We start from the raw sequence: 26,742 nt of genomic DNA, 5'->3' as shown, positions 1-26,742 counted from the left end.
GACGTCACTTCCCCTCGGTGCGGTTGGCCCGCAGGTAGAACACCGCGAACACGGCGGAGATCAGGATGAGTACGTTGCCGACGACGGCGCCCGCGCCGAAGTCCAGCTGGACGAACGAGTTCTGGTACGTGAGCGTGCCCAGCGTCTGGGTCGCGTCCGCCGGCCCGCCGTCGGTGAGCGCGAGGATCAGGTCGAGGATCTTGACCGTCGACATGAAACCGAGCACGAGCACGACGGTGATGACGGGCTTGAGCACCGGCAGGGTGACGGATCGGAAGGTCCGCCACGCCGAGGCGCCGTCGAGGGCGGCCGCCTCGTGCAGTTCCTTCGGGATCTCCTGGAGACCGCCGTACAGGATGACCATGTTGAACGGGATACCGATCCAGATGTTGACCAGGATGACCGACACCAGGGCCATCTCCGGGCTGGTCAGCCAGGGTGTGCTGCCGCCGATCCCGACGGTGTCCAGGAACGAGTTCAGCACGCCCGTGTCCTGGTCGAGGATGCGCCGCCAGACGATGCCGGACACCACCATGGGTACCAGCCAGGGCAGCAGGATCAGCGAACGCAGGACCCCGTTCAGCGGGAACCTGCGGCTGAAGAACACCGCGAGCGCCATGCCGATGCAGAACTGCCCGACCAGCGATCCCGCGGTGAAGACGAGGGTGTGCCACAGCGCCTTGCCGAACAGGGCGTCCTGGAACACGTTGGACCAGTTGTCGGCGCCGTTGAAGGGCGCCTCACCGGTGAAGAAGGTCTTCGGCGTGTAGTGCTGGAAGCTCATCACGACGTTGCGGACGAGCGGGTAGCCGAAGAACAGCAGCATGAAGACGACGGCGGGGGCGACGAACCCCCACTGGGCGAGCCGGCGCCGGCGCCTGAGCCGGTCCGGGTCCGGCGCGGCGGCCGTCGTGGACGCCTCGGCGGGCGTCTGTGCGGTGACGGTGGGCGTGGTCATGGGCGTGTTCCTCAGTTCCCGCTCGTGGCCCGCTGCTGGGCGCGCTTCAGGGCGGCCTCGCTGGACTGGCCGGTCAGGGCGGACTGGAAGGCGCTCTGCAGGGCGAGCGACACGCTCGACCAGCCGGCGCCGAGCTTCGCCGTCCGGGACCGTGCGACGGCCACCTGGTCGGCGAGGGAGTCCAGCTCGGGCACCCGTTCGCGCCAGGCGGCGGCGGCCTTCGCGTTGGCCGGGACCATCCAGCTGTTGAGCGCGTAGGTCAGCTGCTCCTTCTCGCTCGCCAGACAGGCCACGATCTTCGCGGCGGTCCTCTCCCGCGCCTCGTCACCGGTGTTGGGCACGGTGAGCACGGCGCCGCCGAGCGGGCCCACCGAGTCGTCGCCGGCCTCGGGCACGGGAATGGGGGCGATGCCCCAGTTCAACGACTTGTCGGTGTTGAGGGTCTCCACCTGCCACGGCCCGTTGATCATCATCGCCGCGTTGCCGGCCATGAACTGGTCGTTGACGTCCGCCTGCGTCCAGTTGACCGTGGACTTCGACAGCGAGCCGTCCTGCAGCAGACCCTTCCAGTAGTCGAGGGCCTCGACGACCTGCGGGCTGTCCAGGTCGGTCTCGTCACCGCCGTTCGACCACATGAACGGGGTGAACTGGAAGACACCGTCCTCCGCGCCGCCCGCGCTGAGCGCCAGCCCGTACTGCTTGCCCTGGGTGAGCCTCTTCGCGCTCTCCCGCAGCTGGGCCCAGGTGGCGGGCACCTCGACGCCCGCCTTGTCGAGGACGTCCTTGTTGTAGAAGAGCGCGAGGGTGTTCACGGAGCGCGCCGCACCGTAGTACGTCCCCTCGTACGAGCCGAAGTCGACGATGCCCTCGGGGACGCCGTCGGTGCTCAGCCCGAGGGACTCGAGGTCGACGAGTCCGCCCGCGTCGGCGAACGTCGGCATCTCCGACGCGTCGAACTGCACGATGTCGGGCAGCGACTTGGACGATGCCATGCGCAGGGCCTTCGTCATCACCTGCGCCGCCGGGACGCTCTGCTGCTCGATAGTGATGCCCAGTTGCTTGCCGCAGCGGGCCATCGCCTCCGCGTCCCACCGGTGGTACGACTCGTCGGTCGAGGAGTTCATCACGGTGTACACGTCGGCGTCGCGCTGCTGTCCGCAGCCCGTGAGCGCCGCTCCGGCGACCAGGACGGAGACGGCGGCGAACGGGGCGACGGCTCGGCGTGAGCGTCCTCGCCCGCGGTGTGTGGCAGCCGGAGGGTGTGCTGTCAAGGCGAGCGAGGTGAAGCGCTTCGACATGGTGCGGGGCCCTTGCTGTCGTACCGTCCGGCTTCCTTGCCGGACCGTTTTGTTTGATGTGATGACTAATACGTCAAGGACCTGCCGACGCGCTAGAGCAAAGTGGCCCCGGTCTCGCCACTTCGTGGGGTGAGTGGACTGTTCTGGTGGGTAATCAGGCCTGTTCAGGACAGTGAAGTAGCTACGAAGCCCTCTGCGGACGGATTTGTTTTGTGTACGATCAAAACGCTGTGAGACGGCCCCCGTGCTCCCATCCGACAGCTCCCGCCGCACCCAAGGAAGATCATGAAGTTCACCGACGGCTTCTGGCTCATCCGTGACGGCGTGCATCTCTCGTACGCCACCGAGGTACGCGATGTGCGCCCCGAATCGAAGCGCTTCACCGCCCATGCCGCCGTGAAGAAGGTGACGCGGAGGGGGGACACGCTCAACGCGCCGCTCCTCACGGTCGAGTGCTTCTCTCCCACCGAGGGCGTCATCGGCGTCCGCGTCACCCACCACGCCGGCAAGCGCCGGCCGGGCCCCGACTTCGCCCTCGCGGGCGCGGCGGACGGAGCCGGCGAGGTGCGCCAGGACGGCACGGTCACCGAGCTGACCAGCGGCCCGCTGACCCTCCGCCTGGACCGCGAGGGGCCCTGGGGCCTCAGCTTCCACGACGCGGACGGACGCGAGCTCACCCACGCCAATGCCAAGAGCACCGCGTTCGCCACCACGGGCGACGGCGCGCACCACATGCTGAGCCGGCTCGCCCTCGGCGTCGGCGAGCAGATCTACGGCCTCGGCGAACGCTTCACCCCGTTCGTCAAGAACGGCCAGGTCGTCGACATGTGGCAGGCCGACGGCGGCACCAGCAGCGAGCAGGCCTACAAGAACATCCCGTTCTACCTCTCCTCCCGCGGCTACGGGGTCTTCGTCAACCACCCCGGCGCCGTCTCCTTCGAGGTCGGCTCCGAGTCCGTCGGCCAGGTGCAGTTCAGCGTCGAGGACCAGTCGCTGGAGTACTACGTCGTCGCCGGCCCCACCCCCAAGGACGTCCTCACCCGCTACACCGCCCTCACCGGCCGCCCCGCCCTGCCGCCCGCCTGGTCCTTCGGCCTGTGGCTCACCACGTCCTTCACCACCTCCTACGACGAGGAGACGGTGACGAAGTTCGTCGACGGCATGGCCGAGCGGGGCATCCCGCTGACCGTCTTCCACTTCGACTGCTTCTGGATGCGCGAGTACCAGTGGTGCGACTTCCAGTGGGACCCGGACGTCTTCCCCGACCCGGACGGCATGCTCGCCCGGCTCAAGGCCAAGGGGCTGAAGGTCAGCGCCTGGATCAACCCCTACATCGCCCAGAAGTCCCCCCTCTTCGACGAGGCCGCCGCACTCGGACACCTGGTGCGCCGGCCGGACGGCGACGTCTGGCAGTGGGACCTGTGGCAGGCCGGCATGGGCCTGGTCGACTTCACCAGCCCCGACGCCCGCGACTGGTTCGCCGGGAAGCTCAAGCCGCTGCTCGACCAGGGCGTGGACTGCTTCAAGACCGACTTCGGCGAGCGCGTCCCCACCGACGTCGTCTGGCACGACGGCTCCGACCCGGAGCGCATGCACAACTACTACACCCACCTGTTCAACCGCACCGTCTTCGAACTCCTCGAGAAGGAGCGCGGACAGGGCGAGGCCGTCCTCTTCGCCCGCTCCGCGACCGCGGGCGGCCAGCAGTACCCCGTCCACTGGGGCGGCGACTGCTGGTCGTCCTTCGAGGCGATGGCCGAGTCGCTGAGGGGCGGCCTGTCCCTGTCCCTGAGCGGCTTCGGCTTCTGGAGCCACGACATCGGCGGCTTCGAGGGCACGCCCGACCCGGCGGTCTTCAAGCGCTGGCTGGCCTTCGGCCTGCTCTCCTCGCACAGCCGGCTGCACGGCTCCTCGTCGTACCGGGTGCCGTGGGAGTTCGGCGAGGAGGCGGTCGACGTCGCCCGGAGCTTCACCCTCCTCAAGCACCGCCTGATGCCCTACCTGTACGGCGTCGCCGCGGAGGCCCACCACACCGGCGTGCCGATGATGCGGCCGATGCTCCTGGAGTACCCGCACGACCCGGGCTGCCGCCCGCTGGACCGCCAGTACATGCTCGGCCCCGACCTCCTGGTCGCCCCGGTCTTCACCGAGGAAGGAGAGGTCGAGGTCTACCTCCCCGAGGGCACCTGGACCCACCTCCTGTCCGGCGAGCGCGTCACCGGCCCCGTCTGGCGCACCGAACGGCACGACTACGACAGCCTGCCGCTGTACGTCCGGGAGGGCGCCGTCCTGCCGCTGGCCTGTGACGACCGCCGTCCCGACGGCGACTGGCTGGACGCCCCGACCCTGCTGGTCCACCCGCCCGCCGGACCCGACTACGCGGCCGAGGTCACCGTGCCCGACCTGCTGGGCGCCCCCGCCGCGACGTTCCGTGTGCGACGGGACGGGGACGTCCTGCGGGTCACCGCGAGCGGTACCGACCGCCCGTTCACGGTGCGGGTCGCGGGCGGGGCGAGCGCGGAGGGCGCCGGGGAGGTGAGCGTCGCCCTGGCCTGAGCCGGGCAGTGAGCGGCCCCGGGCGCGGGCGGGGCCGCGGGAGGCTGCCGCCTGGCCACGGCCGCCGCCCGCGGCGTGCGCGGGGCCGCGGGCGGGTGATGGTGAGCACGCCCCCGGCGTCCGCGGCGGCCGGCGGTCGTACGCCGCCGTCTCCGCCCGGCCCCAGCCGCAGCGTGGCTGCCGCCCGGCCCCAGCCGCAGCCTGGCTGCCGCCCGGCCGCGGCCGGTGCGCGGCCTCCGCAAGGCGCGGGGCGTCGGCGGGAGGCCGGTGGGTCGGCGCCGGTGTGGGCCGTGGGCGGTGTGGTGGGGCCCCGGCGGGAGCGGGGTCAGCGGTCGAGGCCGGCCAGCGCCGTCAGCAGGCGGTCCACGTCGTCCGCGCCGCTGTACGGCGCGAGCCCGACCCGCACGCCGCCCTCGTCGCCGAGACCCAGCCGGCGCGAGGCCTCCACGGCGTAGAAGGATCCGGCGGGCGCGTCCACAGCCCGCTCGGCCAACCGCCGGTGGACGTCGGCCGGGCGCAGGCCCGCCACGGTGAACAGCAGGGTCGGCGTGCGCCGCGCGGCCCGCGCGTACACGGTGATCCCGCCGAGGTCCGCCAGCCCCCGCTCGATCCGCCCGCGCAGCGCGTCCTCGTGGGTTTCCAGTGCCGCGAAGGAGGCGACCAGCCGGTCCCGGCGGCCGCCCCGCGCGTCGGGGTCCAGGCCCGCGAGGAAGTCCACCGCGGCACGGGCGCCGGCCAGCAGTTCGTACGGCAGCGTGCCCAGCTCGAAACGCTCGGGGACGGCCTCACTGGAGGGCAGCAGCTTGTCGGGCCGCAGTGTCTCCAGGAACTCGGGCCGGGCCGCCAGCACCCCGAGGTGCGGACCGAGGAACTTGTACGGCGAGCACACCAGCGTGTCCGCGCCGAGCGCGGCCAGGTCGACGACGGCGTGCGAGGCGTAGTGCACCGCGTCGACGTGGAGCAGCGCGCCGACGTCGTGCACCGCGCGGGCGATGGCCGGCAGGTCGGGCATGGTGCCGATCAGGTTGGACGCGGCCGTCACCGCGACCAGCCGGGTGCGCGGCGAGAGCACCGCCTCGATGTGCTCGGGCAGCAGTTCCCCGGTGGCCGGGTCGAAGTCCGCCCAGCGCACGCTCGCGCCGGCCGCCTCCGCCGCCTGCGTCCAGGGCTGGATGTTGGAGTCGTGGTCGAGGCGGGTGACGACCACCTCGTCGCCCGGCCCCCAGGTCTTGGCGAGCGTCCGGGACAGGTCGTAGGAGAGCTGTGTGGCGCTGCGGCCGAGGACGACGCCCCGCGGCTCGGTGCCCAGCAGGTCGGCCAGCGCGCTCCGGGCGTCCGCGACGATGCCGTCCGCGTTGCGTTCGCCCTCGGTGGTCCGGCCCCGGTTGGCCAGCGGGCTGGCCAGCGCGTCGCCGATGGCGTCGATGACGGGCTGCGGGGTCTGGGTGCCGCCCGGTGCGTCGAAGCGGGCGGAGCCGGACTTCAGGGCGGGTATCTGCGCGCGGATCGCGTCGACGTCGAGGGCCATGTGCACTCCAACCGAAGGCGGGGACTCCCGCGTCATGATCGCAGCAGGGCGGCGATCGGAACAGACGCGGGTGACGGACGGGTTCGGACCGGTCGCCCGTGACGTACGGGTCACGAGTCGGCGGCGTGCGCCGGCCGCTTCTCACGGCCGCCGGGATGACGGTGCCGCCAGATCCAGAAGACCGCACAGGACAGCAGAGCCCACCCGCCCAGCACCAGGAACGGGAAAGCGTGCTGGTGGCCCTGGAAGTACACGGCCGTGTGCTGCGCGTTGACCGAGGCCCCGGGCGGCAGCCACTGGCCGATCGTCCCCAGCGGGGAGGGCAGCAGCGGCCAGGACACCGCGCCGCCGGAGGAGGGATTGCCGAGGAGCACCATCAGCCCCCAGGTCGGCAGCATCGCCCAGCGTCCGAACAGGGTGTTGAACATGGTGAAGACCATGCCGGACGCGAACATCGTGAGCGCCAGGATCAGCCACGACTCGACGAACGGCAGGTCGAGCGCTTCCAGCAGCCAGTCCACCGTCGCGGCGATCGCGAAGCCGCCGAGCAGCGCGTAGGCAGCCGTGAAGAGGATGCGTTCGACCGGGGTCAGGGAGCGCGCGTGCACGCTCAGCTGGATCGCCCCGACGAAGCCGATGATCACCGCGGCCAGGGAGATGTAGAAGATCGCCAGACCGCGCGGGTCACCGTCCTGCAGGGGGTTGACGTCGCGCACGGTGACCGCGACGCCGGTCTGCTCCGCGACGACCGGGGCCGTGTCGGCCAGCACCTGGGCGACCGAGGCGCCCGACGCGCTGGACAGGTCGAGCACGGCGGTCCGTCCGTCGTCGCGCAGCTCGAAGATCGCGAAGACCTCCTGCTCCTGCATCGCCTCGCGGGCTTCGGCCTCGCTCCCGTAGGGACGCACCCTGACCGAGGCGTTCAGCGCCTTCTCCAGACCGTCCAGAAAGTCCTGGCCACGGGCCTCTTCGTACGAGCCGACCACGGCCGTGGGGATCGAGTGCGGCGTCGGGTCCGCCATCGAGTAGGTGTACGAACCCGCGAAGAGGCCCGCGGCCGCCGCGAGGATCAGCACCAGCACGGTGGCCGGCCAGAAGGGCGACTGCCGGAACGTGGACCACCGCTGCCCGCGCGTCGGAGGCTGGGCATGGGCGCCGTGGGACATGTGGGCCATGCCCCGGACGCTTTCACGGCCGGGGCGAAAGGGCATCAAGAGCGCCGTCGCCCGGGGGTGCACGGAGCGTGACGGCGGCCCCCGCGGGGCCGCGGACGTGGTGCGGAACGGGATCAGGTGTGCACCAGTGGAGTGTCCACCAGATGCTCCGCCACGAACCACGCCTGCAGCTCGTTGGTGCGCACGACCTCGGAGACGAGGAGGTCGTTGGTGCCGTCGTCGCCGAGCTCCTGGGTGCGGGCCGCGGCGTCGTGGCAGTCGGCCAGGATCAGTTCGTGCGCCTCCAGCAGCCGCGACAGCATCGACGGGACCTCCTCCACCCCGTCCGGCGGACGCGGCACGGTGGTGATCTCGGCGACGTGCCGGGGGTCGCCGATCGCGACGCCGCCGAGTGTCTGGACGCGCTCGGCGATGGTGTCGATCAGCTCCAGTTGCTCGCCCGCGTGCTTGTCCAGCAGCAGGTGCAGCTGGTAGAACGTCGCCCCGCGCATGAGCCAGTGGTACTTCTTGTACAGGTCGTGCAGGATCCGGGTGTCCGCCAGGACCTTGTTGAGCCGCTGGCAGGAGTAGAGGCGGGTCTCCATGGTCAGCGCCACGGGGAACTGCTTGACGGTGCCGAACTCCTGGATGGTCCGGCCCTTCTGGTGCAGCCAGGGCTGGCTGCCGTCGGACCGGTGCTCCACGGACGACGACTTCGGGTTGCTCACGCCTGAACTCCTTCGGGACGACGACTGAAGAGTGCGCCGGCGCGCTGCGACCGGCTCCGGTCCCCCCGGCGACAGTCGACCAGCCGCATGCCGGGCCCGCAAACGCTGGGGGGTTGTCCAGACATTCACTCCCCACCTATGGTCTGCCGGAGTGAAAGCGCTTTCTAACGGTGCGCGTGCCTGTCGTGCGCCGACGTCCGAGGAGGACCGCATGTCCCCACTCCCAGCCCGCCGCCGGGTCGCCGTGGTCGGTACCGGTGCCATCGTCACCGGCGGCCACCTGCCCGCCCTCCGAGCCCACGCCGACCGGACGGAACTGGTCGCCGCCGTGGACGTGGACCCGGGCCGGCTCGACGCCTTCCGGGCCGAGGCGGGCGGGGACATCGCCGGGTACACGTCGATGGGCGCCATGCTGGACGCCGTACGCCCCGACCTCGTCCTGATCGGCACGCCGCCGTCCCTGCACCGGGAGCAGACGGTGGCCGCGCTCGAGGCGGGCGCCTGGGTGCTGTGCGAGAAGCCGTTGTGCCTCTCCCTCGCCGAGTACGACGACATCGCGGCGGCCGAGGAGGCCTCCGGCGCGTACGCGTCCGTGGTCTTCCAGCACCGGTACGGCTCGGGCGCCGCGCACGCCCGCGACCTGATCGCGAGCGGCGAGCTGGGCGCCCCGCTGGTCGCGCACTGCCAGACGACCTGGCACCGCGACGCCGCCTACTACGCCGTGCCGTGGCGCGGACGCTGGGCCACCGAGGGCGGCGGTCCGACCATGGGCCACGGCATCCACCAGTACGACCTGCTGCTGCATCTGCTGGGCCCCTGGGCGGAGGTGCGGGCCATGGCGTCACGGCTGGTCCACGACACCGAGAGCGAGGACGTCTCCACCGCCCTGGTGCGGTTCGCGAACGGCGCCCTCGCCACCGTCGTCAACAGCGTGCTCTCGCCGGACGAGGTGAGCCGCGTCCGCGTCGACTGCGCCGACGCGACCGTGGAGCTGACCCACCTGTACGGGCACCGCAACGACGACTGGACCTACACCCCGGCCCGGCACGTCGCCCCCGAGCGCGCCGCCGCCTGGCGCACCCCGGCGGCGGACGTGCCCAGCTCCCACACCGCCCAGCTCGGCGCGGTACTGGACGCCTGGGACGCCGGCGCCAGGCCGCCCGGCAGCGGCCCTCAGGCCCGCGCCACGCTGGAGTTCGCCGCCGCCCTGTACAAGGCGGCCTTCACCGGCCGGCCGGTCCTCGCGGGCGAGATCGCGCCCGGTGACCCCTTCCACTCGGTCATGCACGGCGACCACCCCGACTGGACCCCCGAGGAGCGCGCATGAGCACCCTCCGCGTCAGCCACACGCACGGCGACCACGTCGCGGTCACCGCGGCGAACGGCACCGAGATCCTCCGCTACGTCTACCGCCCCGACCCCGAGGCCTTCGAGTCCCGCAAGCCCTACGCCCACCCGGTGCGCACCCTCGCCGGACGCACGGTGACCGGGTACCGCCCCAGTGACCACCGCTGGCACAAGGGCCTGCAGATGACGGCCAGTCACCTCTCCGGCCAGAACTTCTGGGGCGGCAACTCCTACGTCCACGGCGAGGGTTACCTGCGCAAGCCCGAGCGCGTCGGTTCGATGCGGCACGACGGCTTCCCCGGCTTCACCGTCGGGGACGACCGGCTCGCGATCACCGAGAACCTCACCTGGATCGAGAACGGCGGCGCCGAGTGGGCCCGGGAGGAGCGCGGCCTGACCGTCCACTCGGTCGACGAGGAGGCCGGTGCGTGGGTCCTGGACTGGTCGATCCGGCTCACCAACATCCGGGCGGAGCCACTGGTGTTCGGCTCCCCGACCACGGCGGGCCGTGAGATGGCCGGCTACACCGGCCTCCAGTGGCGCGGTCCCCGGGACTTCACCGGCGGCACCGCCTTCGCCCCGGGCGGTGCGGCGGGCGCCGGCTCGCTGATGGGCACCCAGGGCCCGTGGCTCGCCTTCACCGCCGAGCGCGACGACGCCGACGGCCACTCCACGCTCGTCTTCGCGCACGCGCCCGAGAACCTCGACGAGAAGACCGCCATCCATCCCTCCCACTGGTTCGTGCGCGCCGAGCCGATCCCGTCCGTGGCGTTCTCCTGGGCGTTCTTCGAGGAGTTCGAGCTGCCGCCGGGCGAGTCCTTCGCCTACCGCTACCGCGTGGTGGTCGCCGAAGGCGCCTGGGACGGCGACCGGGTGGCGACGTACCTGGAGGGCCTGCCGTGGTGAGGGACTCCGGGCCCGTACCGCCCCATCCCCTGCCCGGCGCGGTCGGCCTGTCCCACCTGAGCGCCTACGACTGGGCGTCCGCCGACGGCGTCTGCGGCGGCAGCCCGCACCTGCACCTGGTGTGCACGGAGGCGTACGTCGTCACCGGCGGGCGCGGCTCGGTGCAGACGCTGGGCGCCGACGGCTACCGGGACATCCCGCTGGAGCCGGGTACGGTCGCCTGGTTCACGCCGGGCACGGTGCACCGCATGGTGCAGGGCGGTGATCTGCGCGTCACGGTGCTGATGCAGAACAGCGGCCTGCCCGAGGCCGGGGACGCCGTCTTCACCTTCCCGCCCGAGGTACTGGCCGATCCGGAGGCGTACGCCTCGGCGGCCGCGCTGCCACCCGGTACCGGCCCGGAGACGGAGGCGGCGGCCCGGCGCCGCAGGGACCTCGCCGTCGAGGGCTATCTGGGACTGCGCGAGGCCCTCGTCGCCGGGGACGACGGGCCGTACCGGGAGTTCCGGCGGACCGCGGTCCGCCTGGTGCGCGACAAGGTGCCCGGCTGGCGGGAGCTGTGGCGGTCCGGTGCGCTGGCCGCCGCCGAGCGCACCGGAACCCAGCTCGACGCGCTCGCCGACGGCGACCCGGCGTACCTCGCCGAGGCGACCGCGTACGAGGCGGCACCCACCCGGCGCGGCGGCTACGGCATGTGCGGCCGCCGCGACGAGTACGCGCTGCCGGGAACCACGCTGCCGTACCGGGGGGAGTAGCCCACGGGCCTGGCAGGGAAGTTGAGTGGCAGTCAGGACGGGACGGCGGATGTTCAGGTCCGAATCTCCCGCCGGGCCGAAGAGTTAACGGTCCATTAGGGCGGCAGATGTGTGAAGGGGTGGCCGGGATGCGCATCATCTTGGCATGAACCTGCGGCCCGATGGGCGGGTCGCAGCCTCATGGAGGTGTGGAATGCGCCGCAGACTCGCCACCGGACTCGCCGCCTCGGCCATGGCCGTGACCACCGTCTTCGCCACCGCCGCGACCGCCGAAGCCGCTCCCGCCGACAAACCGCAGGTACTCGCGAGCTGGACCCAGACCAGCGCGTCGAGCTACAACGCCTGGACCGCCGCGCGCGCGAACCAGTCCTCCTGGGCCGCCTACGGGTTCGACTGGACCACCGACTACTGCTCCTCCTCGCCGGACAACCCGTTCGGCTTCCCGTTCAGCACCTCCTGCGCACGGCACGACTTCGGATACCGCAACTACAAGGACGCCGGCTCCTTCAGCGCCAACAAGGCCCGCCTCGACAGCGCCTTCTACGAGGACCTCAAGCGTGTCTGCGCCCGCTACAGCGGCGCCACCAAGACCACCTGCAACGGCACGGCGTGGACGTACTACCAGGCCGTGAAGGCTTTCGGCTGACGGGCCGCCAGGCCGTGAGGGCTCTGGGCCGACGGGCTGCCAGGCCGTGAAGCCTCTGGGCTGACGGTCCGCCGGGCCCTGACGGCCCCGGGCCCGACGGTCCGCGTCGCGTCCCCCTACACGGGCGGGGACGGTGCCGCCGAGTAGACCGACCGCAGGCCCGGCACCGGAGCGGCCGCCGCCATCGCCAGCGCGGCGGCCGCACTGGCGATGCCCAGGACGGCGCCCGCGGCCACGTCACCCGGATAGTGCACGCCGGTGTGGACCCGGGAGTAGCCGACGGCGCCCGCCAGCGCGCCGAGCGGGACGGCGGCCGCGGGCAGGACGACGCCGACCGCCGTGGCGAACGCGACCGCCGAAGCCGTGTGCCCGGACGGGAACGACGCCGATGCGGGCATGGGCACATACCGGTCCACCGTCACCCGCGCCGCCTCCCGGTCCGGCCGCGCCCTGCGCACCAGCCGCTTGCCCAGCAGGTTCGAGGAGGCCGACGCCACGGCGACCGCCCCCACTCCGGCCAGGGCCGCCCGGCGCGGACGCGCACCGGTCATAGCGAGCGCGGCGGCGATGCCCAGCGAGACCTTCGAGTGGTCGGCGGCGTGGGACAGCCGGCGCAGCGCCCGGTCGAGCGTGGGCGTGGACGTGGCGGCCACCGCCGCGTACAGGGCGCCGTCCACGGCACGCAGATCACCGAGTACGGCGGCCAGGGCCCGCCCGCGCGAACGCGCCGGGCCGGGGCCCGGCGCGAGCGGGCCGCCGGTGTCCCCGTCGGCGTTGGTCGGTTCGGTCATCGGGCTCCTGCTCCGCGGGCGAGGGGGCCGGGCGACGCCCGGGGCCGTCGGTGTACCGCGTGTGCTCCGGCGCCGTACCAGCCTGGTCCGTCTCCGGGCGCTCGGCGCGCCGGCGCAACCCGTCCGGGGGACGACGACGCGTACCTGGCCCCCGGCCACTCACCCCGAGGCCGACACCAGGCCCGTCTCGTAGGCGAGGATGACCAGCTGGACCCGGTCGCGAGCGTCCAGCTTCGCCAGCAGACGGGTCAGATAGGTCTTGGCGGTGGCGACACTGAGGCAGAGGGTGTCGGCGATCTCGGCGTTGGACAGACCCCGGCCGACCAGGGTGAGCACCTCGCGCTCGCGGTCGGTGATGCGGTCCAGCTCGGCACGCCGCGGTGGGGCCGTCCGGGAGCGGCCGGTGAACTCCTTGATCAGGCGCCGGGTGACACTCGGCGCGATCAGTGCGTCCCCGGCGGCGACGACCCGTACGGCGGTGAGGATGTCGTCCAGCGCCATGTCCTTGACGAGGAACCCGGACGCGCCGGCGTGCAGCGCTCCGTACACGTCCTCGTCGTCGTCGAACGTCGTCAGGACCAGGACGCGTGCGGTGCCGGGTCCGGAGGTGATCCGGCGGGTGGCCTCGATGCCGTCCGTGCCGGGCATCCGCAGGTCCATCACCACCACGTCGGGGGCCAGCTCGCCGGTCAGCCGCACCGCCTCGGCACCGTCCGCCGCCTCGCCCACGACCTCCAGGTCGGTGGTCTCGGCCATGACCAGCTGCAACGCGGTGCGGATCAGGGGCTGGTCGTCGGCGAGTACTACACGAATGGTCATCCGGCCGTCGCCCTCGTCTCCGTCTCGGTGTGCGCGTCCGCAGGCAGGGGCAGCCGGGCCGTCACCAGGAACCCGCCGCCGGGGCACGGGCCGGCCCGGAAGTCGCCGCCCAGCAGTGCGGCCCGCTCCCGCATGCCGGCCAGTCCGTAGCCCGTCTCCGTGCCTGCCGCGCCGCCGCTGCCGCGGTCGCGGACCTCGACGGCGAGTTCGTCCTGGCGGTGCTCGACGCTCACCCGGCAGGAGCCGGCCCCGGAGTGGCGTACGACGTTGGTCACCGCCTCCTGCACGATCCGGAACGCCGCCAGGTCGACCTCCGCGGGCAGCGGGCGGGGTGTGCCCCGCCACCGCACCTCCACGCGTACGCCGGCGGCCGTGGTGGTGGCGGCGAGCCGCTCCAGGTCCGCCAGGCCCGCCGCCGGCCGCAGGGCGGACCCGCCCGGGCCGGGCTGCCGCGCACGGTCCCGTTCCCGTTCCCGTTCCTGGTCCGGGTCCCGGACCTGGTCGGCCTGGCGCAGGGCGCCGAGCAGCCGCCGCAGACCGGACAGCGTTTCACGGCCCGTCCGCTCGACCGTGCGCATCGCCTCCTTGGCCGCGTCCGGCCGGGTGTCGACGATCCGGGCGGCGGCACCGGCCTGCAGGGCGATGATGCCGATGCTGTGGGCGACCGTGTCGTGCATCTCCCGGGCGATGCGCAGCCGTTCGGCCGTGACGGCCTGCGCGGCGGCCCGGGCGTAGAGCTCCTCCGTGTGGGCGCGGGCCTGGTGCACGGAGTGGCCGACGAGCCAGGCGACGGCGAGTGTCAGGGCCACGAGCGGCTCGGGCGCGGTACCGGAGTCCGGCCCCGAGACCCACCGCAGGACCGGATAGCAGGCCAGCACCGCCAGCGTGCCGCCGGCCAACGCGAGCGAGGTGCGCCGGGGCCGGACGGCCGCCACATGACCGAGGGCGACGGACACGCCGAGGAACTGGGTCGGCGGGATCTCGTCCTGCCGCCAGGCCAGAGTCGACACGACCGTCCCCGCGACCACCAGCGCGTACGCCACGGTCGTCCGGCGCCGCAGCAGCGCGCAGCCGGCCAGCACGAGGCCGAAGGCCAGGAGCAGCAGCAGCCGGGCCCCCAGCGGCGCCAGGCCGTCGCGCGGATAGCTGAGGGAGTAGCCGGCCCGCGGCGGCATGATGACGTACTCCACGACGGGCGCCACCGCCGCCGTGCACCACACCAGCGCGGTCCACAGCCCCGAAGGCACCCGTTTGAGCAGCGGCAGCGGCGGTGAGACGGACATACGAAGATCGTAGGCGCGTGCCCGCGGCCGGTCATCCGTCCCTGGCTGTACAACCCTGGTCGACACCCGGGGTCCCCGGTTGTCGGCCACGGTCCGACGACGGGGGGCCGGCCCGACGGGCATCGTCGTGACCGTGATCGAAGTCAACGAGCTCACCAAGCGATACGGCGGCACGACGGCCGTGCAGGCGCTGACCTTCAGCGTGCTTCCCGGCCGGGTGACCGGGTTCCTCGGACCCAACGGCGCCGGAAAGAGCACGACGCTGCGGCTGGTCCTGGGACTCCAGGAGCCCACGAGCGGCAGCGTCACCGTCGACGGCCGGCCGTTTCGGGCCCGCCGGCGCGGACTGCGCGACGTCGGCGCCCTGTTGGACGCGCACGACGTGCACGGCGGACGCAGCGCCCACGCGCATCTGTCGGCCCTGGCCCGCGGCAACCGCATCCCGCGCCGCAGGGTGGCGGAGGTCCTGGGGCAGGCGGGGCTCGCCGATGCGGCGGGGCGCCGCATCGGCGGGTTCTCCCTCGGCATGAAGCAACGGCTCGGTATCGCCGCCGCCCTGCTCGGCGACCCGCCGGTCCTGCTCTTCGACGAACCGCTCAACGGCCTCGACCCCGAGGGCGTGAAGTGGGTGCGCGAGCTGTTCCGGCGGCTGGCCGCGGAGGGCCGTACCGTGTTCGTCTCCAGCCACCTGATGTCGGAAATGGAGCACACCGCCGACCAGTTGGTCGTCATCGGCCGGGGCGAGCTGATCGCGGCGGAGTCCCTCGCCGAGTTCGCGGCCCGCGGCACCCGGCCCGCCGTCACGGTGGGCACGCCCTCGGCGCCGGCCCTGGCGGACCTGCTGACGGCCGAGGGAGCGACCGTCCACGTGGAGGGCGACCTGCTGACCGTGACCGGCCTGTCCGCCGCCCGGGTCGGCGACATCGCCCAGCGGCACCGCGTCCCGTTGCACCACCTCGGTGCCAGGTCCGCCTCCCTGGAGGAGGCGTTCATGGAACTCACCGCCGACAGCGTCCAGTACCCCGCGGGAGAAGTCCGATGACCACCACGGCGACATCCGTGCCCGCCACCGCACCACGCCCCCGTTTCCGGGACCTGGCCGCCGCGGAGTGGATCAAGCTCACGTCCCTGCGTTCCACCTGGATCGCGTACGGCGCCACCGCCCTGGCCGTCGTCGGCTTCAACGCGGGCACCGCCTACGACACCTACAGCCACTGGGCGGAACAGGGTGCCGAGGGGCGGGCCGGCTTCGTCCGGGACGGCATTCCCCTGCTGGACGCGTTCACCGCGAACGCGGCGATGGTCATGCTGCTCGCCCTGGGCGTTCTCGGCGCACTGGTGATGGTCGGCGAGTACGCCTCGGGCACGGTGCGTACGACGTTCGCGGCCGTTCCGGACCGCCGCGCGGTGATGGCGGCCAAGGCGGTCGTCGTCGCCCTCGCGGCGACCGTGTTCGGCGGCCTCGTCGCCGCGGTCTCCTTCGTACTGACCCAGGCGATCCTCGACGGCAGGGGCGTGGGCGTGCCGATCGACCACCCCGGCGCCCTGCGGGTCGTGGTCGCCTCCGCGCTGCTCGCCCCCGTGGGCGCCCTCACGGGACTGGCCCTCGGCACCCTCGTGCGGCAGACCGCGGCCACGACGGCCGCGTGCGTGGCGGTCCTGTTGGTGCTGCCGCTCGTCGCCACCGACGGCCGGTACTGGTCGGCCGTCGTCGCGCACGCCCTGCCGTTCGAGGCGTGGAACCGGCTGGTCACCGTCGCCCCCGCCCCGACCGACTTCCCGTGGACCACGGGCGGCGCCTGGACCGTCTACGGAGTCTGGGCCCTGGCGGCTGCCGCGCTGGCCGTCGTCGGCACCCACCGGCGTGACCTGTGAGCGGCCGGAAACGCCGGTGAGCCGTCGGCCGCCCGGTGGGGGACGGCCGACGGTTCACCGGAGGGGTACCTGGTCAGCTCGCGGCCGTGAAACCGCGCAGGCGCAGGGAGTTGCCGACGACGAAGACGGAGGAGAAGGCCATGGCGGCTCCGGCGATCATCGGGTTGAGGAGCCCGGCGGCGGCGAGCGGGAGTGCGGCGATGTTGTAGGCGAACGCCCAGAACAGGTTGGACTTGATGGTTCCCAGGGTCTTGCGGGCCAGGCGGATGGCGTCGGCGGCGGTGCGCAGGTCGCCGCGGACCAGGGTGAGGTCGCCGGCCTCGATGGCGGCGTCGGTGCCGGTGCCCATGGCCAGTCCCAGGTCGGCCTGGGCGAGGGCGGCGGCGTCGTTGACGCCGTCACCGACCATCGCCACCGAACGGCCCTGGGCCTGCAGGCGCTTGACGACGTCGACCTTGTCCTGTGGCATGACCTCGGCGATGACCTGGTCGATGCCGACTTCCTCGGCCACCGCCTCGGCGACGGCCTGGTTGTCGCCGGTCAGCAGGATCGGGGTCAGTCCCAGGGCACGCAGCCGGCTGACGGCTTCGGCACTGGTGTGCTTGACGGCGTCGGCGACCTCGAGGACCGCCCGGGCCTCGCCGTCCCAGGCGACGGCGATCGCGGTCCGGCCGGCCGTCTCCGCGTCCGCCTTGGCCCGGGCCAGGTCCGCCGGAAGGTCCATGGCCCACTCGGCGAGCAGCTGCTCGCGGCCGACGAGGACGGCGTGCCCCTCGACGATCCCCTGCACGCCCAGTCCGGGAACGTTGGCGAAGTCCTCCGGGACGGGCAGTATGCCGACGCGGTCGGCCGCTCCCGCCGCCACCGCCTGGGCGATCGGGTGCTCGGAGGAGTGCTCCAGGGCGCCGGCCAGTCGCAGGACTTCGGTCTCGTCGGTGCCGTCGGCGGTGTGCACGGCGAGCAGGGTCATGCGGCCGGTGGTGACGGTGCCGGTCTTGTCGAGGACGATGGTGTCGGCCTTGCGGGTGGACTCCAGAACCTCGGGGCCCTTGATGAGGATGCCGAGCTGGGCGCCGCGCCCGGTGCCGACCATCAGCGCGGTCGGTGTGGCGAGGCCCAGCGCGCAGGGGCAGGCGATGATCAGTACGGCGACGGCGGCGGTGAACGCGGCGGTCAGCCCGGCGCCGTTGCCCAGCCAGAACCCGAGGGTGCCCAGGGCCAGGGCGATGACGACGGGGACGAAGATCCCGGAGATGCGGTCGGCGAGCCGCTGGGCGGCGGCCTTGCCGTTCTGCGCGTCCTCGACCAGCTTCGCCATCCGCGCGAGCTGCGTGTCCGCGCCGACCCGGGTGGCCTCGACCACCAGACGGCCACCCGCGTTCAACGTGGCGCCGGTGACCGGGTCTCCCACGCCGACCTCGACGGGCACCGACTCGCCGGTGAGCATGGAGGCGTCCACCGCGGAGGTGCCCTCGACGACCGTGCCGTCGGTGGCGATCTTCTCGCCGGGGCGGACCAGGAAGCGGTCGCCGACCGCCAGTTCCGCGGTGGGGATCGTGCGTTCCCCGCCGTCCGGGGTCAGTACGGTGACGTCCTTGGCGCCCAGCTGGAGCAGGGCGCGCAGCGCGGCGCCGGCCTTGCGCTTGGAGCGGGCCTCGAAGTAGCGGCCGGCGAGGATGAAGGCGGTCACTCCGGCGGCGGCCTCCAGGTAGATGTTCCCGGCGCCGTCGGTGCGGGCGATGGTGAGCTCGAAGGGGTGGGTCATGCCGGGGGTGCCGGCGGTGCCGAAGAACAGCGCCCACAGCGACCAGAGGAACGCGGCCGACGTACCGACCGAGATCAGCGTGTCCATGGTGGCCGCGCCGTGCCGGGCGTTGGTGAGCGCGGCCCTGTGGAAGGGCCAGGCGGCGTAGGTCACGACGGGCGCCGCCAGGGTCAGCGACAGCCACTGCCAGTACTCGAACTGCAGCGCCGGCACCATCGCCATCGCGATGACCGGGACGGCCAGCACCACGGCGGTGACCAGCCGCTCCCGCAGCGGCCGCAGTTCGTCGGCGGGCTCGGCGCTCTCCGCGCCGGGTGCGGGCTCGGTGCGCGCCGGCTCGGGCGCGCGGGCGGTGTAGCCGGTCGCCTCCACCGTGGCGATCAGTTCCGGGACGGACACGTCACCGGAGTAGTGGACCTTGGCCTTCTCCGTCGCGTAGTTGACGGTGGCGGTGACCCCGTCCATCCGGTTGAGCTTCTTCTCGATCCGGGCGGCGCACGAGGCACAGGTCATGCCGCCGATGGCGAGTTCGACCTCGGCCGGTGCGCTGGTCGTACTGGTGGTCATGGCTGCTCCTGACGCGGGTTCGTCGGCCGGGACCCGGCGCGCGGGTCCCGGCGGTGCGGCGGGGAAGGGCGGGTGGGTCAGACGCGGCCGGTCAGCTCGTAGCCGGCCTCGTCGACGGCCTCGGCGATCACGGCGTCGTCCGGCTCGGCGGGCCCGGTGACGGTGACCCGGCCGGTCTCGACCTGGACGTCGACACCGGTGACGCCGTCCAGCTCACCGATCACCCGGGTGAGGGTCGCCTTGCAGTGACCGCAGCTCATCCCGGCGACGGCGTAGGTGGTGCTGACGGGCTGGGTGGCGGCGGTGGTGACGGTCGAAGCCATGGCTTCCTCCGGAATCTCGTCGTATACGGGGCGGGGGTATCCCTGCCGAGTCCATGTATACCCCCCAGGGGTAGGTGGCGCAACTCCCTCGCCCTCTTTGACTAAGTACCCCCCGGGGGTATGGTGAGGTGCGTGAAGAGGCCTCCGTGCGAGCCGGAGACCCGGAATTCGAGGAGACGAAGCGTCATGCACACCGGACTGAGGATCACCGCGTTCGCCGCCGCGCTGGCCGCCACCTTCGGCACCGCCTACGGCGTGGGCAGGGGAGTGGACCCGGTCGTCGCGGAGAGTGCGCCCGCGCCCCACGACGGGCACGGCGAGGCGTCCGCGCAACCCGAGGAGGCCCGGGAAGGGGTCGGCGGCGAGGGGCACGGGGCCACCCCGCCCGGTGGGCTGCAGATCTCCGAGAACGGCTACACCCTCGACCTCGCCACCCCGCGCGTCACCGCCGACCGGCGCACCGAACTGCGTTTCACCGTCCGGGACGGCGACGGCGAGGCCGTCACCGCGTACCAGCGCGAGCACGGCAAGGAACTCCACCTCATCCTGGCCTCACGCGACCTGGTCACCTACCGGCACCTGCACCCCACCCGCGCCGCCGACGGCACCTGGAGCACCCCCGTCGACCTGCCCCGCGCGGGCGGATACCGCGTCTTCGCCGACTTCACCCCGGCGAAGAAGAACGCGGAGAACCTCACTCTCGGTGCCGACCTCGCCGCCTCCGGCCGCTACCATCCCGCACACCTGCCGGCCCCGAACGGCACCGCCCGCGTCGACGGCTACCGGGTCGACCTCGCCGGCTCCCTGCGCCCCGGCAGGGAGAGCGAGCTGAAGGTGAAGGTCTCCCGCGACGGCGAACCCGTCACCGACCTCCAGCCCTACCTCGGCGCCTACGGTCACCTGGTCGCCCTGCGCTCCGGCGACCTCGCCCACCTCCACGTCCACCCGAACGGCGAACCCGGCGACGGCACGACCGAGCCCGGCCCGGAGATCTCCTTCACGGCCGGCGCGCCCAGTGCCGGTACGTACCGCCTCTTCCTGGACTTCCAGCACCGGGGCAAGGTCCACACCGCGGCGTTCACCGTACGGGCCGGATCGGCGCCCGGCGCGCAGGACTCCGCCTCGACCGCGCCGAGTCCCGCGACGGAGCACACCGACGGCCAGGACGCCGACGGTCACGGGCACTGACGGTCGCGGGGGCCGAGGCCGTGGTCGTGGCCGGACCGTCCTGGCACCGCAACCGTTGCGGCAGTACTAGGCCGTCACGACCCGGACCCCCGCTTCCTCGAACCGCCGCACCAGTTCCGGGTCGGCCGCACCGTCCGTGACCAGTGTGTCCACCGTTTCGGCCGCGCAGATCCGGGCGAACGCCCGCCGGCCCAGCTTGCTGGAGTCGGCCGCCACGACCACGCGCTCGGCGCGCTCGCACAGCAGCCGGTTGATCGCGGCCTCCGCCTCGTCGTGGGCCGCGGCACCGTGCGCGACGTCGAAGGCGACGACGCCCAGCACCGCGACGTCGAGTGTCACCTGCCCCAGCACCCCGTCCGCGAGCGGTCCGATCAGCTCGTACGACTGGGCCCGGGCCACTCCACCGGTCACCACGATCTTGAACTGCGGCCGCACGGCCAGCTCGTTGGCGATGTTGAGCGCGTTGGTGACCACGGTCAGCGCGGGGGAGCCGGAGGCCAGGTCGGCGCGGACCGCCAGGGCACGCGCCACCTCGGTCGTGGTCGTGCCCCCGGTCAGCCCCACCGCCTCGCCGGGTGCCACCAGGGCGGCGACGGCCTGCGCGACGCGCTGCTTCTCCGAGGCGCGGCGGGCCGTCTTGTAGCGCAGCGGCAGTTCGTACGAGACCCCGTGGACGACCGCGCCACCGCGCGTGCGCACGAGCATCTGCTGTTCGGCGAGCCGGTCGAAGTCGCGGCGGATCGTCGCGGCCGAGACCTCCAGCTCGGTCGCCGCCTCCTCGACGTCCAGCCGGCCGCGCTCCACGAGCAGCTCCAGCAGCGCCTTCCAGCGGGCGTCGCGCGACATCCGCGCCTCCGTTCCTCGATCTCCCGCCGACCCTAGCGCACCTCCCTTCCTCCTTGGATTGCTTGATTCTGCTCGAAAGCTCGCTATATCTTGCAGGAACAATCAGGTCAGCCTCAGTGATCGGGGAGTGTGCGGCATGACGTATGTCGAGGACGAGCTCAGCAGCCAGCCCGAGTGCTGGACACGGGCCGCCGAGGAGGCGGCACGGCACACGGCGGCGCTGCCCGCGGCGGGGGAGCGGGTGGCGATCGTCGGCTGCGGCACCTCGTACTTCATGGCCCAGTCGGCGGCGGCACTGCGCGAGGACGCGGGCCGGGGCGAGACGGACGCCTTCGCCGCCTCCGAGTTCCCGCGGGGCCGCGCGTACGACCGTGTCGTCGCCCTCACCCGCTCCGGCACCACCACCGAAGTACTGGAACTGCTCGCGGCGTTGAGCGGCCACACCCGCACGGTCGCGCTCACCGCCGACCCGGACACGCCCGTCATGGCCGCCGCCGACGACGTGGTGCTCCTCGGCTTCGCCGACGAACGGTCGGTCGTGCAGACCCGGTTCGCGACCACCGCCCTCACCCTGCTCCGCGCCCACCTGGGCCTGCACACCGACGCCGTCGTCGCCGACGCCCGCACCGCTCTCGCGGCCGAGCTGCCCGAAGGGCTCGTCGGGTGCACCGAGTTCACCTTCCTCGGCCGGGGCTGGACCGTCGGACTCGCCAACGAAGCCGGCCTGAAGATGCGCGAGGCCTCCCTGTCCTGGACCGAGGCATACCCGGCCATGGAGTACCGGCACGGCCCCCTCAGCATCAGCACCGCCGGCACGGCCACCTGGATGTTCGGCGAGGCCCCCGACGGACTGGCCGACCAGGTCCGGGACACCGGCGCGCTGTGGGTGCCCGGTGAGCTCGACCCGCTCGCCGAGCTGGTCCGTGCGCAGCGCCTCGCCGTCGCCGTCGCCGCCGCCCGCGGCCTCGACCCGGACCGGCCCCGTCACCTCACCCGCTCGGTGATCCTCGCCCCCTGATGCCCTCTGACGTCCCTTGATGCCCTCTGGCGTCCCCTGACGCCCCTTGACGCCTCCGACACCCGGGCTCCGACGCCCGGGAAGGGAGAGACCGTGCCCCTCGCCAGCACCGGCGACCTGATCGGCCGCGCCGCGGCCGCACGCACCGCCGTCGCCGCTTTCAACGTCATCACCCTGGAGCACGTCGAGGCCGTCGTCACCGGCGCCGAGTCCGTGCACACGCCCGTCGTCCTCCAGGTCAGCGAGAACGCCGTGAAGTACCGCTACGGCCGGCTGCTGCCCCTGGCCCGCGCGGCCGTCACCGCCGCCGAGGGCGCCGTCGTGCCCGTCGCCCTGCACCTCGACCACGTCCGGAGCGACGGCCTGCTGCGCCAGGCCGCGGACGCCGGCTTCAGCTCCGTGATGTACGACGCCTCCCGGCTGCCGTACGCGGAGAATCTCGCGGCGACCCGGGCCGCCGCCGACTGGGCGCGCGCCCAGGGCCTGTGGATCGAGGCCGAGTTGGGGGAGGTCGGCGGCAAGGACGGCGCACCGCCGCTCGACGCCCACGCGCCCGGAGCCCGCACCGACCCCGTCGAGGCGCATGCCTTCGTAGCCGACTCCGGCGTGGACGCCCTGGCGGTCGCCGTCGGCAGCTCCCACGCCATGACCACCCGCACCGCCACCCTCGACCACGACCTGATCAAGGAGCTGTCGGGCGCGCTGGACGTGCCCCTCGTCCTGCACGGCTCCTCCGGAGTCCCGGACGGCGAACTCGCCGCGGCCGTCGCCGGCGGCATCTCCAAGGTCAACGTCGGCACCGCGCTCAACCTCGCCATGACCGGCGCGATCAGGGAGTTCCTCGCCGCACACCCCGAAGCGGTCGATTCCCGCGGTTACCTCACCGCCGGACGGCAGGCCATGGCGCGTGCGGTGGCGACGATCATCCAGGCGGTGGCCCGGACGGCCACCTGACGGCGACTACTTCCTGACGGCCTTCAGCACCACGAACTTCCGGTCACTCGCCACCAGCTCACTGTTCCCGAACAGGCGCCGCAGCTTGACGTGGTAACCCAGGTGCCGGTTGCCGACCACCCACAGCTCGCCGCCGGGGCGCAGCACGCGCCGCGCCCCGGTGAACATCCGCCACGCCGTGGCGTCGGTCGTCGCCTGGTGGGAGTGGAACGGCGGGTTGTTGAGCACCAGGTCGACGCTGCCGTCCGGCACCCCGGTCAGCCCGTCACCGACCCGGAACTCCGCCCGCCCCGCCGCGCCGTTCGCCTTGTACGTCGCCTCCGCGGAGGCGACGGCCTGGAAGGACTCGTCGGTGAACAGCACCTCGGCCGCGGGATCGGCCAGCGCCACCGCCGTACCGACCACACCGTTGCCGCAGCCCAGGTCCACCACCCGCCGGGCACCGCCGGTCTCCGGCAGATGCTGGAGGAAGAACCGGGTGCCTATGTCGAGCCGGTCGGCGCAGAACACACCGGCGTGGTTGACGACGGACCGGCCGGAGAGCGGCCCGACGTCGTCGGGGAGCCGGTAGCCGAGCGGCCAGGGGTTGGCGGGGCGCCTCAGCGAGGGATCCGGTGCGGCGAAGATGAGCCGGGCCTTCTTCTCCGCCAGCGAGGTCCGGGTCGGCCCGACGATCCGCTCGAACAGCCTGAGCGTCGAGGTGTGGATCTCCTTGACCATGCCCGTGCCGACGACGACCGTGCCCTCGTGCAGCGCGGGCGCCAGCCGCAGCAGCTGGTCCTCCAGCAGTGCCAGGCTCTTCGGCACCCGCACCAGCAGGACGTCGACGCGGTCCGGCGGCGGGTCCTGCGTGGTGAGCAGTCGTACGGAGTCCGGCTCCACGCCGCTTCGCTCCAGGTTCGCGCGCGTCGCCTCCCGGGTGAGGTGGGAATCGGTGATCTGCACCGGCCGGTGTGCCGCCAGCGCCGTCACCAGCGCGCCCCAGCGGTCCCCGAGGACCACGACCGTGCCCGTGAGCGGGACCTCCTGATCCGCGAGGTGCCCGAGCAGATACTCGTCGGAGGCGTCCCAGGCGCGGAGCCGGTCGCGCGGATCCTCGGGGAAGCGGGCCAGCACGTGCTCGCCCCATGGAGTCGTCATACGGTCGTCGCGGTCGTTCATCGTGCCTCCAGGCTAGCCGAGCCGCAGCTCAGACCGTGCCGGACGGCGGTGCGGGGGCGGGCAGGCGCGAGGGGACGAGGGAGGGGCGGGCGCGAGGGAAGGGCGCCGCGGGCAGGATGGGACACATGGACGCCGAGCTGTTCCCCAGGACCCGTACCGAGACCGCGCCCGGCGCCGTCCACGTACCGGACTGGCTGGACCCGCAGCGGCAGCGCGAGCTGCTGCACGCCTGCCGCGAGTGGGCCCGCCCGCCGGCGGGACTGCGCACGGTGCGCACCCCCGGCGGCGGCACGATGACCGCCCGGCAGGTCTGCCTCGGCTGGCACTGGTACCCGTACGCATACGCCCGCACCGTCGTCGACGGCGACGGCACCCCCGTGAAGGCCTTCCCGGACTGGCTCGGCGACCTCGGCCGCCGGGCGGTGAGCGACGCGCTGGGGGCCGACGCGGTGGCGGACGCGCCGTACGACATCGCGCTGATCAACTTCTACGGCTCCGACGCCCGCATGGGCATGCACCGCGACGCCGACGAGAGGTCCGACGCGCCCGTGGTGTCCCTGAGCCTCGGCGACACCTGCGTCTTCCGCTTCGGGAACCCGGGGACGCGGACCCGCCCCTACACCGACGTCGAGCTGCGCAGCGGCGACCTGTTCGTCTTCGGCGGGCCGTCCCGGCTCGCGTACCACGGGGTGCCCCGGGTGCACGCGGGCACCGCACCGCCCGAGTTGGGGCTCACCGGGCGGCTGAACATCACGCTCCGGGTCAGCGGCCTCTAGGCACCCCGTACCCGCGGATCATGGGAGACTCCCCCTCATGAGCGGCAAGGCGGACCCCCGGGCGTCGGGGGAAGGGACCACCTCGAGGACGCGGCTGGACCGGGGGCGCGGCGCGCTCGGACCCGCGTTGGAGCTCGTGCACACCGGACGCGCCCCCACCCGGGCCGTGCTCACCGCCGAACTCGGCGTGACCCGGGCCACGGCCGGCGCGGTCGCCGCCGAACTGGAGGCGCTCGGCCTGATCCGGGTCGACGCCCGTCCCGCCGCGGCGGCCGGCTCGCAGGGCCGCCCCTCGCACCGCCTCGCGGTCGCCGAGGACGGGCCCGTCGCCCTCGCCGCCCAGATCCACGCCGACGGATTCCGCGCCGCCCTGGTCGGGCTCGGCGGCCGGATCGTCGCCACCGCGCCCGGCTGCGAGGTCGTCGACGCCGATCCGGCGAAGGTCCTCGGCTCCGTCGTGGAGGCGGGTGCGGAACTCCTGAGGGAGACCGGGCGCCGCTGCGTCGGCGCGGGACTCGCCGTACCGTCCGCCGTCGCCGAACCGGAGGGGCTGGCCCTGAACCCGCTCCACCTGGCCTGGCCGGCGGGCGCGCCCGTGCGGCGGATCTTCGCCGAGCAGGTGCGCGCCGCCGGTATCGACGGCCCCGCGTTCGCCGCGAACGACGTCAACCTCGCCGCGCTCGCCGAGCACCGGCACGGCGCCGGACGCGGCGCCCGCGACCTGCTGTGCGTGGCCACCGGCCACCGCGGCGTCGGCGGCGCGCTGGTCCTCGACGGCCGCCTGCACATGGGCAGTTCGGGACTCGCCCTGGAGGTCGGCCACCTCACCGTCAACCCCGAGGGCCGACCCTGCTACTGCGGCGGCCACGGCTGCCTGGACGTGGAGACCGACCCACTGGCCTTCCTCACGGCGGCAGGCCGCGAGCCCGGCCCCGAGGTGTCACTGCTCCAGCAGTCCAACGACCTGATCCGCGGCCACTACGCCGACCCGGCCGTCCGCACGGCCACCGAGACCCTCATCGACCGCCTCGGTCTGGGACTCGCCGGCCTCGTCAACATCCTCAACCCCGACCGCATCGTGCTCGGGGGACTCCACCGCGCACTCCTCGACGCCGACCCCGAGCGCCTGCGCGCGGTCGTCGCCGACCGCAGCCTGTGGGGCCAGAGCGGCGGCGTACCCATCCTGCCGTGCGGCCTGGACCACAACAGCCTGGTCGGCGCGGCCGAACTGGCCTGGCAGCCGGTCCTGGACGATCCGCTGGGGGCGCTGGTTTAGGGGGTGTCTTCGGGGCTTGCCGGGGGCGCGGGTTTCTGGCACGCGCCCCCCCACTGCCTGAAGGCCGTGGGCGGTGCCCCCAGCGGCGTTGTCGTCGGTTGCCAGGGCTCCGCCCTGTCTCCCTCCTCCACCGTTCCTAATCAGTGAGCAGGAGTGAGTCTTGGACTCGTACCTGGTCACTGCGGACACCCCGAACGGTTTTGGGTGCCCTGGTTGCCCGCGTA

Annotated in this window: 24 protein-coding genes; 12 read left to right on the top strand and 12 right to left on the bottom strand. The window is 73.1% G+C overall.

Annotation, left to right across the window (positions count from 1 at the left end; translation table 11 throughout):
* Positions 1-4 precede the first annotated feature (4 nt).
* Both ACZ7G3_RS07935 and ACZ7G3_RS07930 read right to left on the bottom strand, forming a co-directional pair.
* Positions 5-958, bottom strand: a complete 954-nt coding sequence (locus ACZ7G3_RS07935; RefSeq protein WP_426602268.1) for a carbohydrate ABC transporter permease — start codon at positions 956-958, stop codon at positions 5-7.
* 11 nt (positions 959-969) lie between these two features.
* Positions 970-2,256, bottom strand: a complete 1,287-nt coding sequence (locus tag ACZ7G3_RS07930) for an ABC transporter substrate-binding protein (RefSeq protein WP_426602269.1) — start codon at positions 2,254-2,256, stop codon at positions 970-972.
* A gap of 285 nt (positions 2,257-2,541) precedes the next feature.
* On the opposite strand from ACZ7G3_RS07930, the gene yicI reads away from it, so the two are divergent.
* Positions 2,542-4,812 carry an alpha-xylosidase gene (gene yicI, locus ACZ7G3_RS07925; protein WP_470924039.1) on the top strand — a complete coding sequence of 757 codons (2,271 nt, stop codon included), beginning with the start codon at positions 2,542-2,544 and terminating at the stop codon, positions 4,810-4,812.
* A 325-nt stretch (positions 4,813-5,137) separates the two neighbouring features.
* On the opposite strand, the gene ACZ7G3_RS07920 is transcribed toward yicI, so the two are convergent.
* The 3 genes from ACZ7G3_RS07920 to ACZ7G3_RS07910 form a co-directional block, all read right to left on the bottom strand.
* A complete protein-coding gene (locus ACZ7G3_RS07920) occupies positions 5,138-6,340 on the bottom strand; it encodes a cysteine desulfurase-like protein (protein WP_470924037.1) in 1,203 nt (400 codons plus the stop codon).
* 110 nt (positions 6,341-6,450) lie between these two features.
* Positions 6,451-7,515, bottom strand: a complete 1,065-nt coding sequence (locus ACZ7G3_RS07915; protein ID WP_470924036.1) for an ABC transporter permease — start codon at positions 7,513-7,515, stop codon at positions 6,451-6,453.
* Between the two features lie 113 nt (positions 7,516-7,628).
* Positions 7,629-8,222, bottom strand: coding sequence for a Dps family protein (locus tag ACZ7G3_RS07910; RefSeq protein ID WP_426518026.1), 594 nt, complete (start codon positions 8,220-8,222; stop codon positions 7,629-7,631).
* A 211-nt stretch (positions 8,223-8,433) separates the two neighbouring features.
* Here ACZ7G3_RS07910 and ACZ7G3_RS07905 point away from each other — a divergent pair, with 211 nt between their 5' ends.
* The 4 genes from ACZ7G3_RS07905 (at position 8,434) to ACZ7G3_RS07890 (ending at position 11,876) form a co-directional block, all read left to right on the top strand.
* Positions 8,434-9,549: a Gfo/Idh/MocA family protein gene (locus ACZ7G3_RS07905; RefSeq protein ID WP_470924033.1), complete on the top strand. Its 1,116-nt coding sequence runs from the start codon at positions 8,434-8,436 to the stop codon at positions 9,547-9,549.
* Positions 9,546-10,475 (top strand): DUF6807 domain-containing protein, encoded by a 930-nt coding sequence (locus ACZ7G3_RS07900; protein ID WP_470924031.1) that lies wholly within the window; start codon positions 9,546-9,548, stop codon positions 10,473-10,475. Before ACZ7G3_RS07905 ends, ACZ7G3_RS07900 begins: the two co-directional genes overlap by 4 nt.
* Complete coding sequence (locus ACZ7G3_RS07895; RefSeq protein ID WP_470924029.1) at positions 10,469-11,230, top strand: cupin domain-containing protein; 762 nt, start codon at positions 10,469-10,471, stop codon at positions 11,228-11,230. Before ACZ7G3_RS07900 ends, ACZ7G3_RS07895 begins: the two co-directional genes overlap by 7 nt.
* A gap of 193 nt (positions 11,231-11,423) precedes the next feature.
* On the top strand, positions 11,424-11,876 hold the full coding sequence (locus ACZ7G3_RS07890) for a phospholipase (protein WP_426601733.1): 453 nt from the start codon (positions 11,424-11,426) through the stop codon (positions 11,874-11,876).
* A 116-nt stretch (positions 11,877-11,992) separates the two neighbouring features.
* Here ACZ7G3_RS07890 and ACZ7G3_RS07885 read toward each other — a convergent pair whose 3' ends face one another.
* From ACZ7G3_RS07885 to ACZ7G3_RS07875, 3 genes are all read right to left on the bottom strand, one after another.
* The gene (locus ACZ7G3_RS07885) at positions 11,993-12,667 is read right to left on the bottom strand and encodes a phosphatase PAP2 family protein (protein ID WP_426601732.1); all 675 of its coding nucleotides are present in this window, start codon (positions 12,665-12,667) and stop codon (positions 11,993-11,995) included.
* 159 nt (positions 12,668-12,826) lie between these two features.
* Positions 12,827-13,486 carry a response regulator transcription factor gene (locus ACZ7G3_RS07880; RefSeq protein ID WP_426601731.1) on the bottom strand — a complete coding sequence of 220 codons (660 nt, stop codon included), beginning with the start codon at positions 13,484-13,486 and terminating at the stop codon, positions 12,827-12,829.
* On the bottom strand, positions 13,483-14,769 hold the full coding sequence (locus ACZ7G3_RS07875) for a sensor histidine kinase (protein WP_470924026.1): 1,287 nt from the start codon (positions 14,767-14,769) through the stop codon (positions 13,483-13,485). Before ACZ7G3_RS07875 ends, ACZ7G3_RS07880 begins: the two co-directional genes overlap by 4 nt.
* A gap of 133 nt (positions 14,770-14,902) precedes the next feature.
* Between ACZ7G3_RS07875 and ACZ7G3_RS07870 the strand changes: the two genes are divergently transcribed.
* Both ACZ7G3_RS07870 and ACZ7G3_RS07865 read left to right on the top strand, forming a co-directional pair.
* Positions 14,903-15,811, top strand: coding sequence for an ABC transporter ATP-binding protein (locus ACZ7G3_RS07870; RefSeq protein WP_470924024.1), 909 nt, complete (start codon positions 14,903-14,905; stop codon positions 15,809-15,811).
* Positions 15,808-16,644 (top strand): ABC transporter permease, encoded by an 837-nt coding sequence (locus tag ACZ7G3_RS07865; protein WP_470924023.1) that lies wholly within the window; start codon positions 15,808-15,810, stop codon positions 16,642-16,644. Before ACZ7G3_RS07870 ends, ACZ7G3_RS07865 begins: the two co-directional genes overlap by 4 nt.
* Before the next feature lie 73 nt (positions 16,645-16,717).
* Here the strand turns inward: ACZ7G3_RS07865 and ACZ7G3_RS07860 are convergent, their stop codons facing one another.
* Both ACZ7G3_RS07860 and ACZ7G3_RS07855 read right to left on the bottom strand, forming a co-directional pair.
* A complete protein-coding gene (locus tag ACZ7G3_RS07860) occupies positions 16,718-18,976 on the bottom strand; it encodes a heavy metal translocating P-type ATPase (protein WP_470924021.1) in 2,259 nt (752 codons plus the stop codon).
* Positions 18,977-19,053: 77 nt separating this feature from the next.
* Positions 19,054-19,299, bottom strand: a complete 246-nt coding sequence (locus tag ACZ7G3_RS07855; protein WP_470924020.1) for a heavy-metal-associated domain-containing protein — start codon at positions 19,297-19,299, stop codon at positions 19,054-19,056.
* Positions 19,300-19,485: 186 nt separating this feature from the next.
* On the opposite strand from ACZ7G3_RS07855, the gene ACZ7G3_RS07850 reads away from it, so the two are divergent.
* Entirely contained in the window at positions 19,486-20,487 is a 1,002-nt protein-coding gene (locus tag ACZ7G3_RS07850) for a hypothetical protein (RefSeq protein WP_470924018.1), read from the top strand.
* A gap of 66 nt (positions 20,488-20,553) precedes the next feature.
* Here the strand turns inward: ACZ7G3_RS07850 and ACZ7G3_RS07845 are convergent, their stop codons facing one another.
* Positions 20,554-21,333 (bottom strand): DeoR/GlpR family DNA-binding transcription regulator, encoded by a 780-nt coding sequence (locus tag ACZ7G3_RS07845; RefSeq protein ID WP_426601724.1) that lies wholly within the window; start codon positions 21,331-21,333, stop codon positions 20,554-20,556.
* 136 nt (positions 21,334-21,469) lie between these two features.
* On the opposite strand from ACZ7G3_RS07845, the gene ACZ7G3_RS07840 reads away from it, so the two are divergent.
* A complete protein-coding gene (locus tag ACZ7G3_RS07840; protein WP_470924015.1) occupies positions 21,470-22,351 on the top strand; it encodes an SIS domain-containing protein in 882 nt (293 codons plus the stop codon).
* Between the two features lie 93 nt (positions 22,352-22,444).
* Entirely contained in the window at positions 22,445-23,305 is an 861-nt protein-coding gene (locus tag ACZ7G3_RS07835) for a class II fructose-bisphosphate aldolase (protein WP_470924013.1), read from the top strand.
* A 6-nt stretch (positions 23,306-23,311) separates the two neighbouring features.
* On the opposite strand, the gene ACZ7G3_RS07830 is transcribed toward ACZ7G3_RS07835, so the two are convergent.
* The gene (locus tag ACZ7G3_RS07830) at positions 23,312-24,445 is read right to left on the bottom strand and encodes a methyltransferase (RefSeq protein ID WP_470924531.1); all 1,134 of its coding nucleotides are present in this window, start codon (positions 24,443-24,445) and stop codon (positions 23,312-23,314) included.
* A 146-nt stretch (positions 24,446-24,591) separates the two neighbouring features.
* On the opposite strand from ACZ7G3_RS07830, the gene ACZ7G3_RS07825 reads away from it, so the two are divergent.
* Together ACZ7G3_RS07825 and ACZ7G3_RS07820 are read left to right on the top strand one after the other, a co-directional pair.
* The gene (locus tag ACZ7G3_RS07825) at positions 24,592-25,242 is read left to right on the top strand and encodes an alpha-ketoglutarate-dependent dioxygenase AlkB family protein (protein ID WP_470924011.1); all 651 of its coding nucleotides are present in this window, start codon (positions 24,592-24,594) and stop codon (positions 25,240-25,242) included.
* 37 nt (positions 25,243-25,279) lie between these two features.
* The gene (locus tag ACZ7G3_RS07820; RefSeq protein ID WP_470924009.1) at positions 25,280-26,518 is read left to right on the top strand and encodes an ROK family protein; all 1,239 of its coding nucleotides are present in this window, start codon (positions 25,280-25,282) and stop codon (positions 26,516-26,518) included.
* The last annotated feature ends 224 nt before the right edge of the window (positions 26,519-26,742 follow it).

The sequence above is a fragment of the Streptomyces sp. NPDC037271 genome (assembly GCF_055603605.1).
The sequence above is the reverse complement of the archived record's forward strand: the minus strand, read 5'-3'. Positions and strand labels throughout refer to the sequence as shown.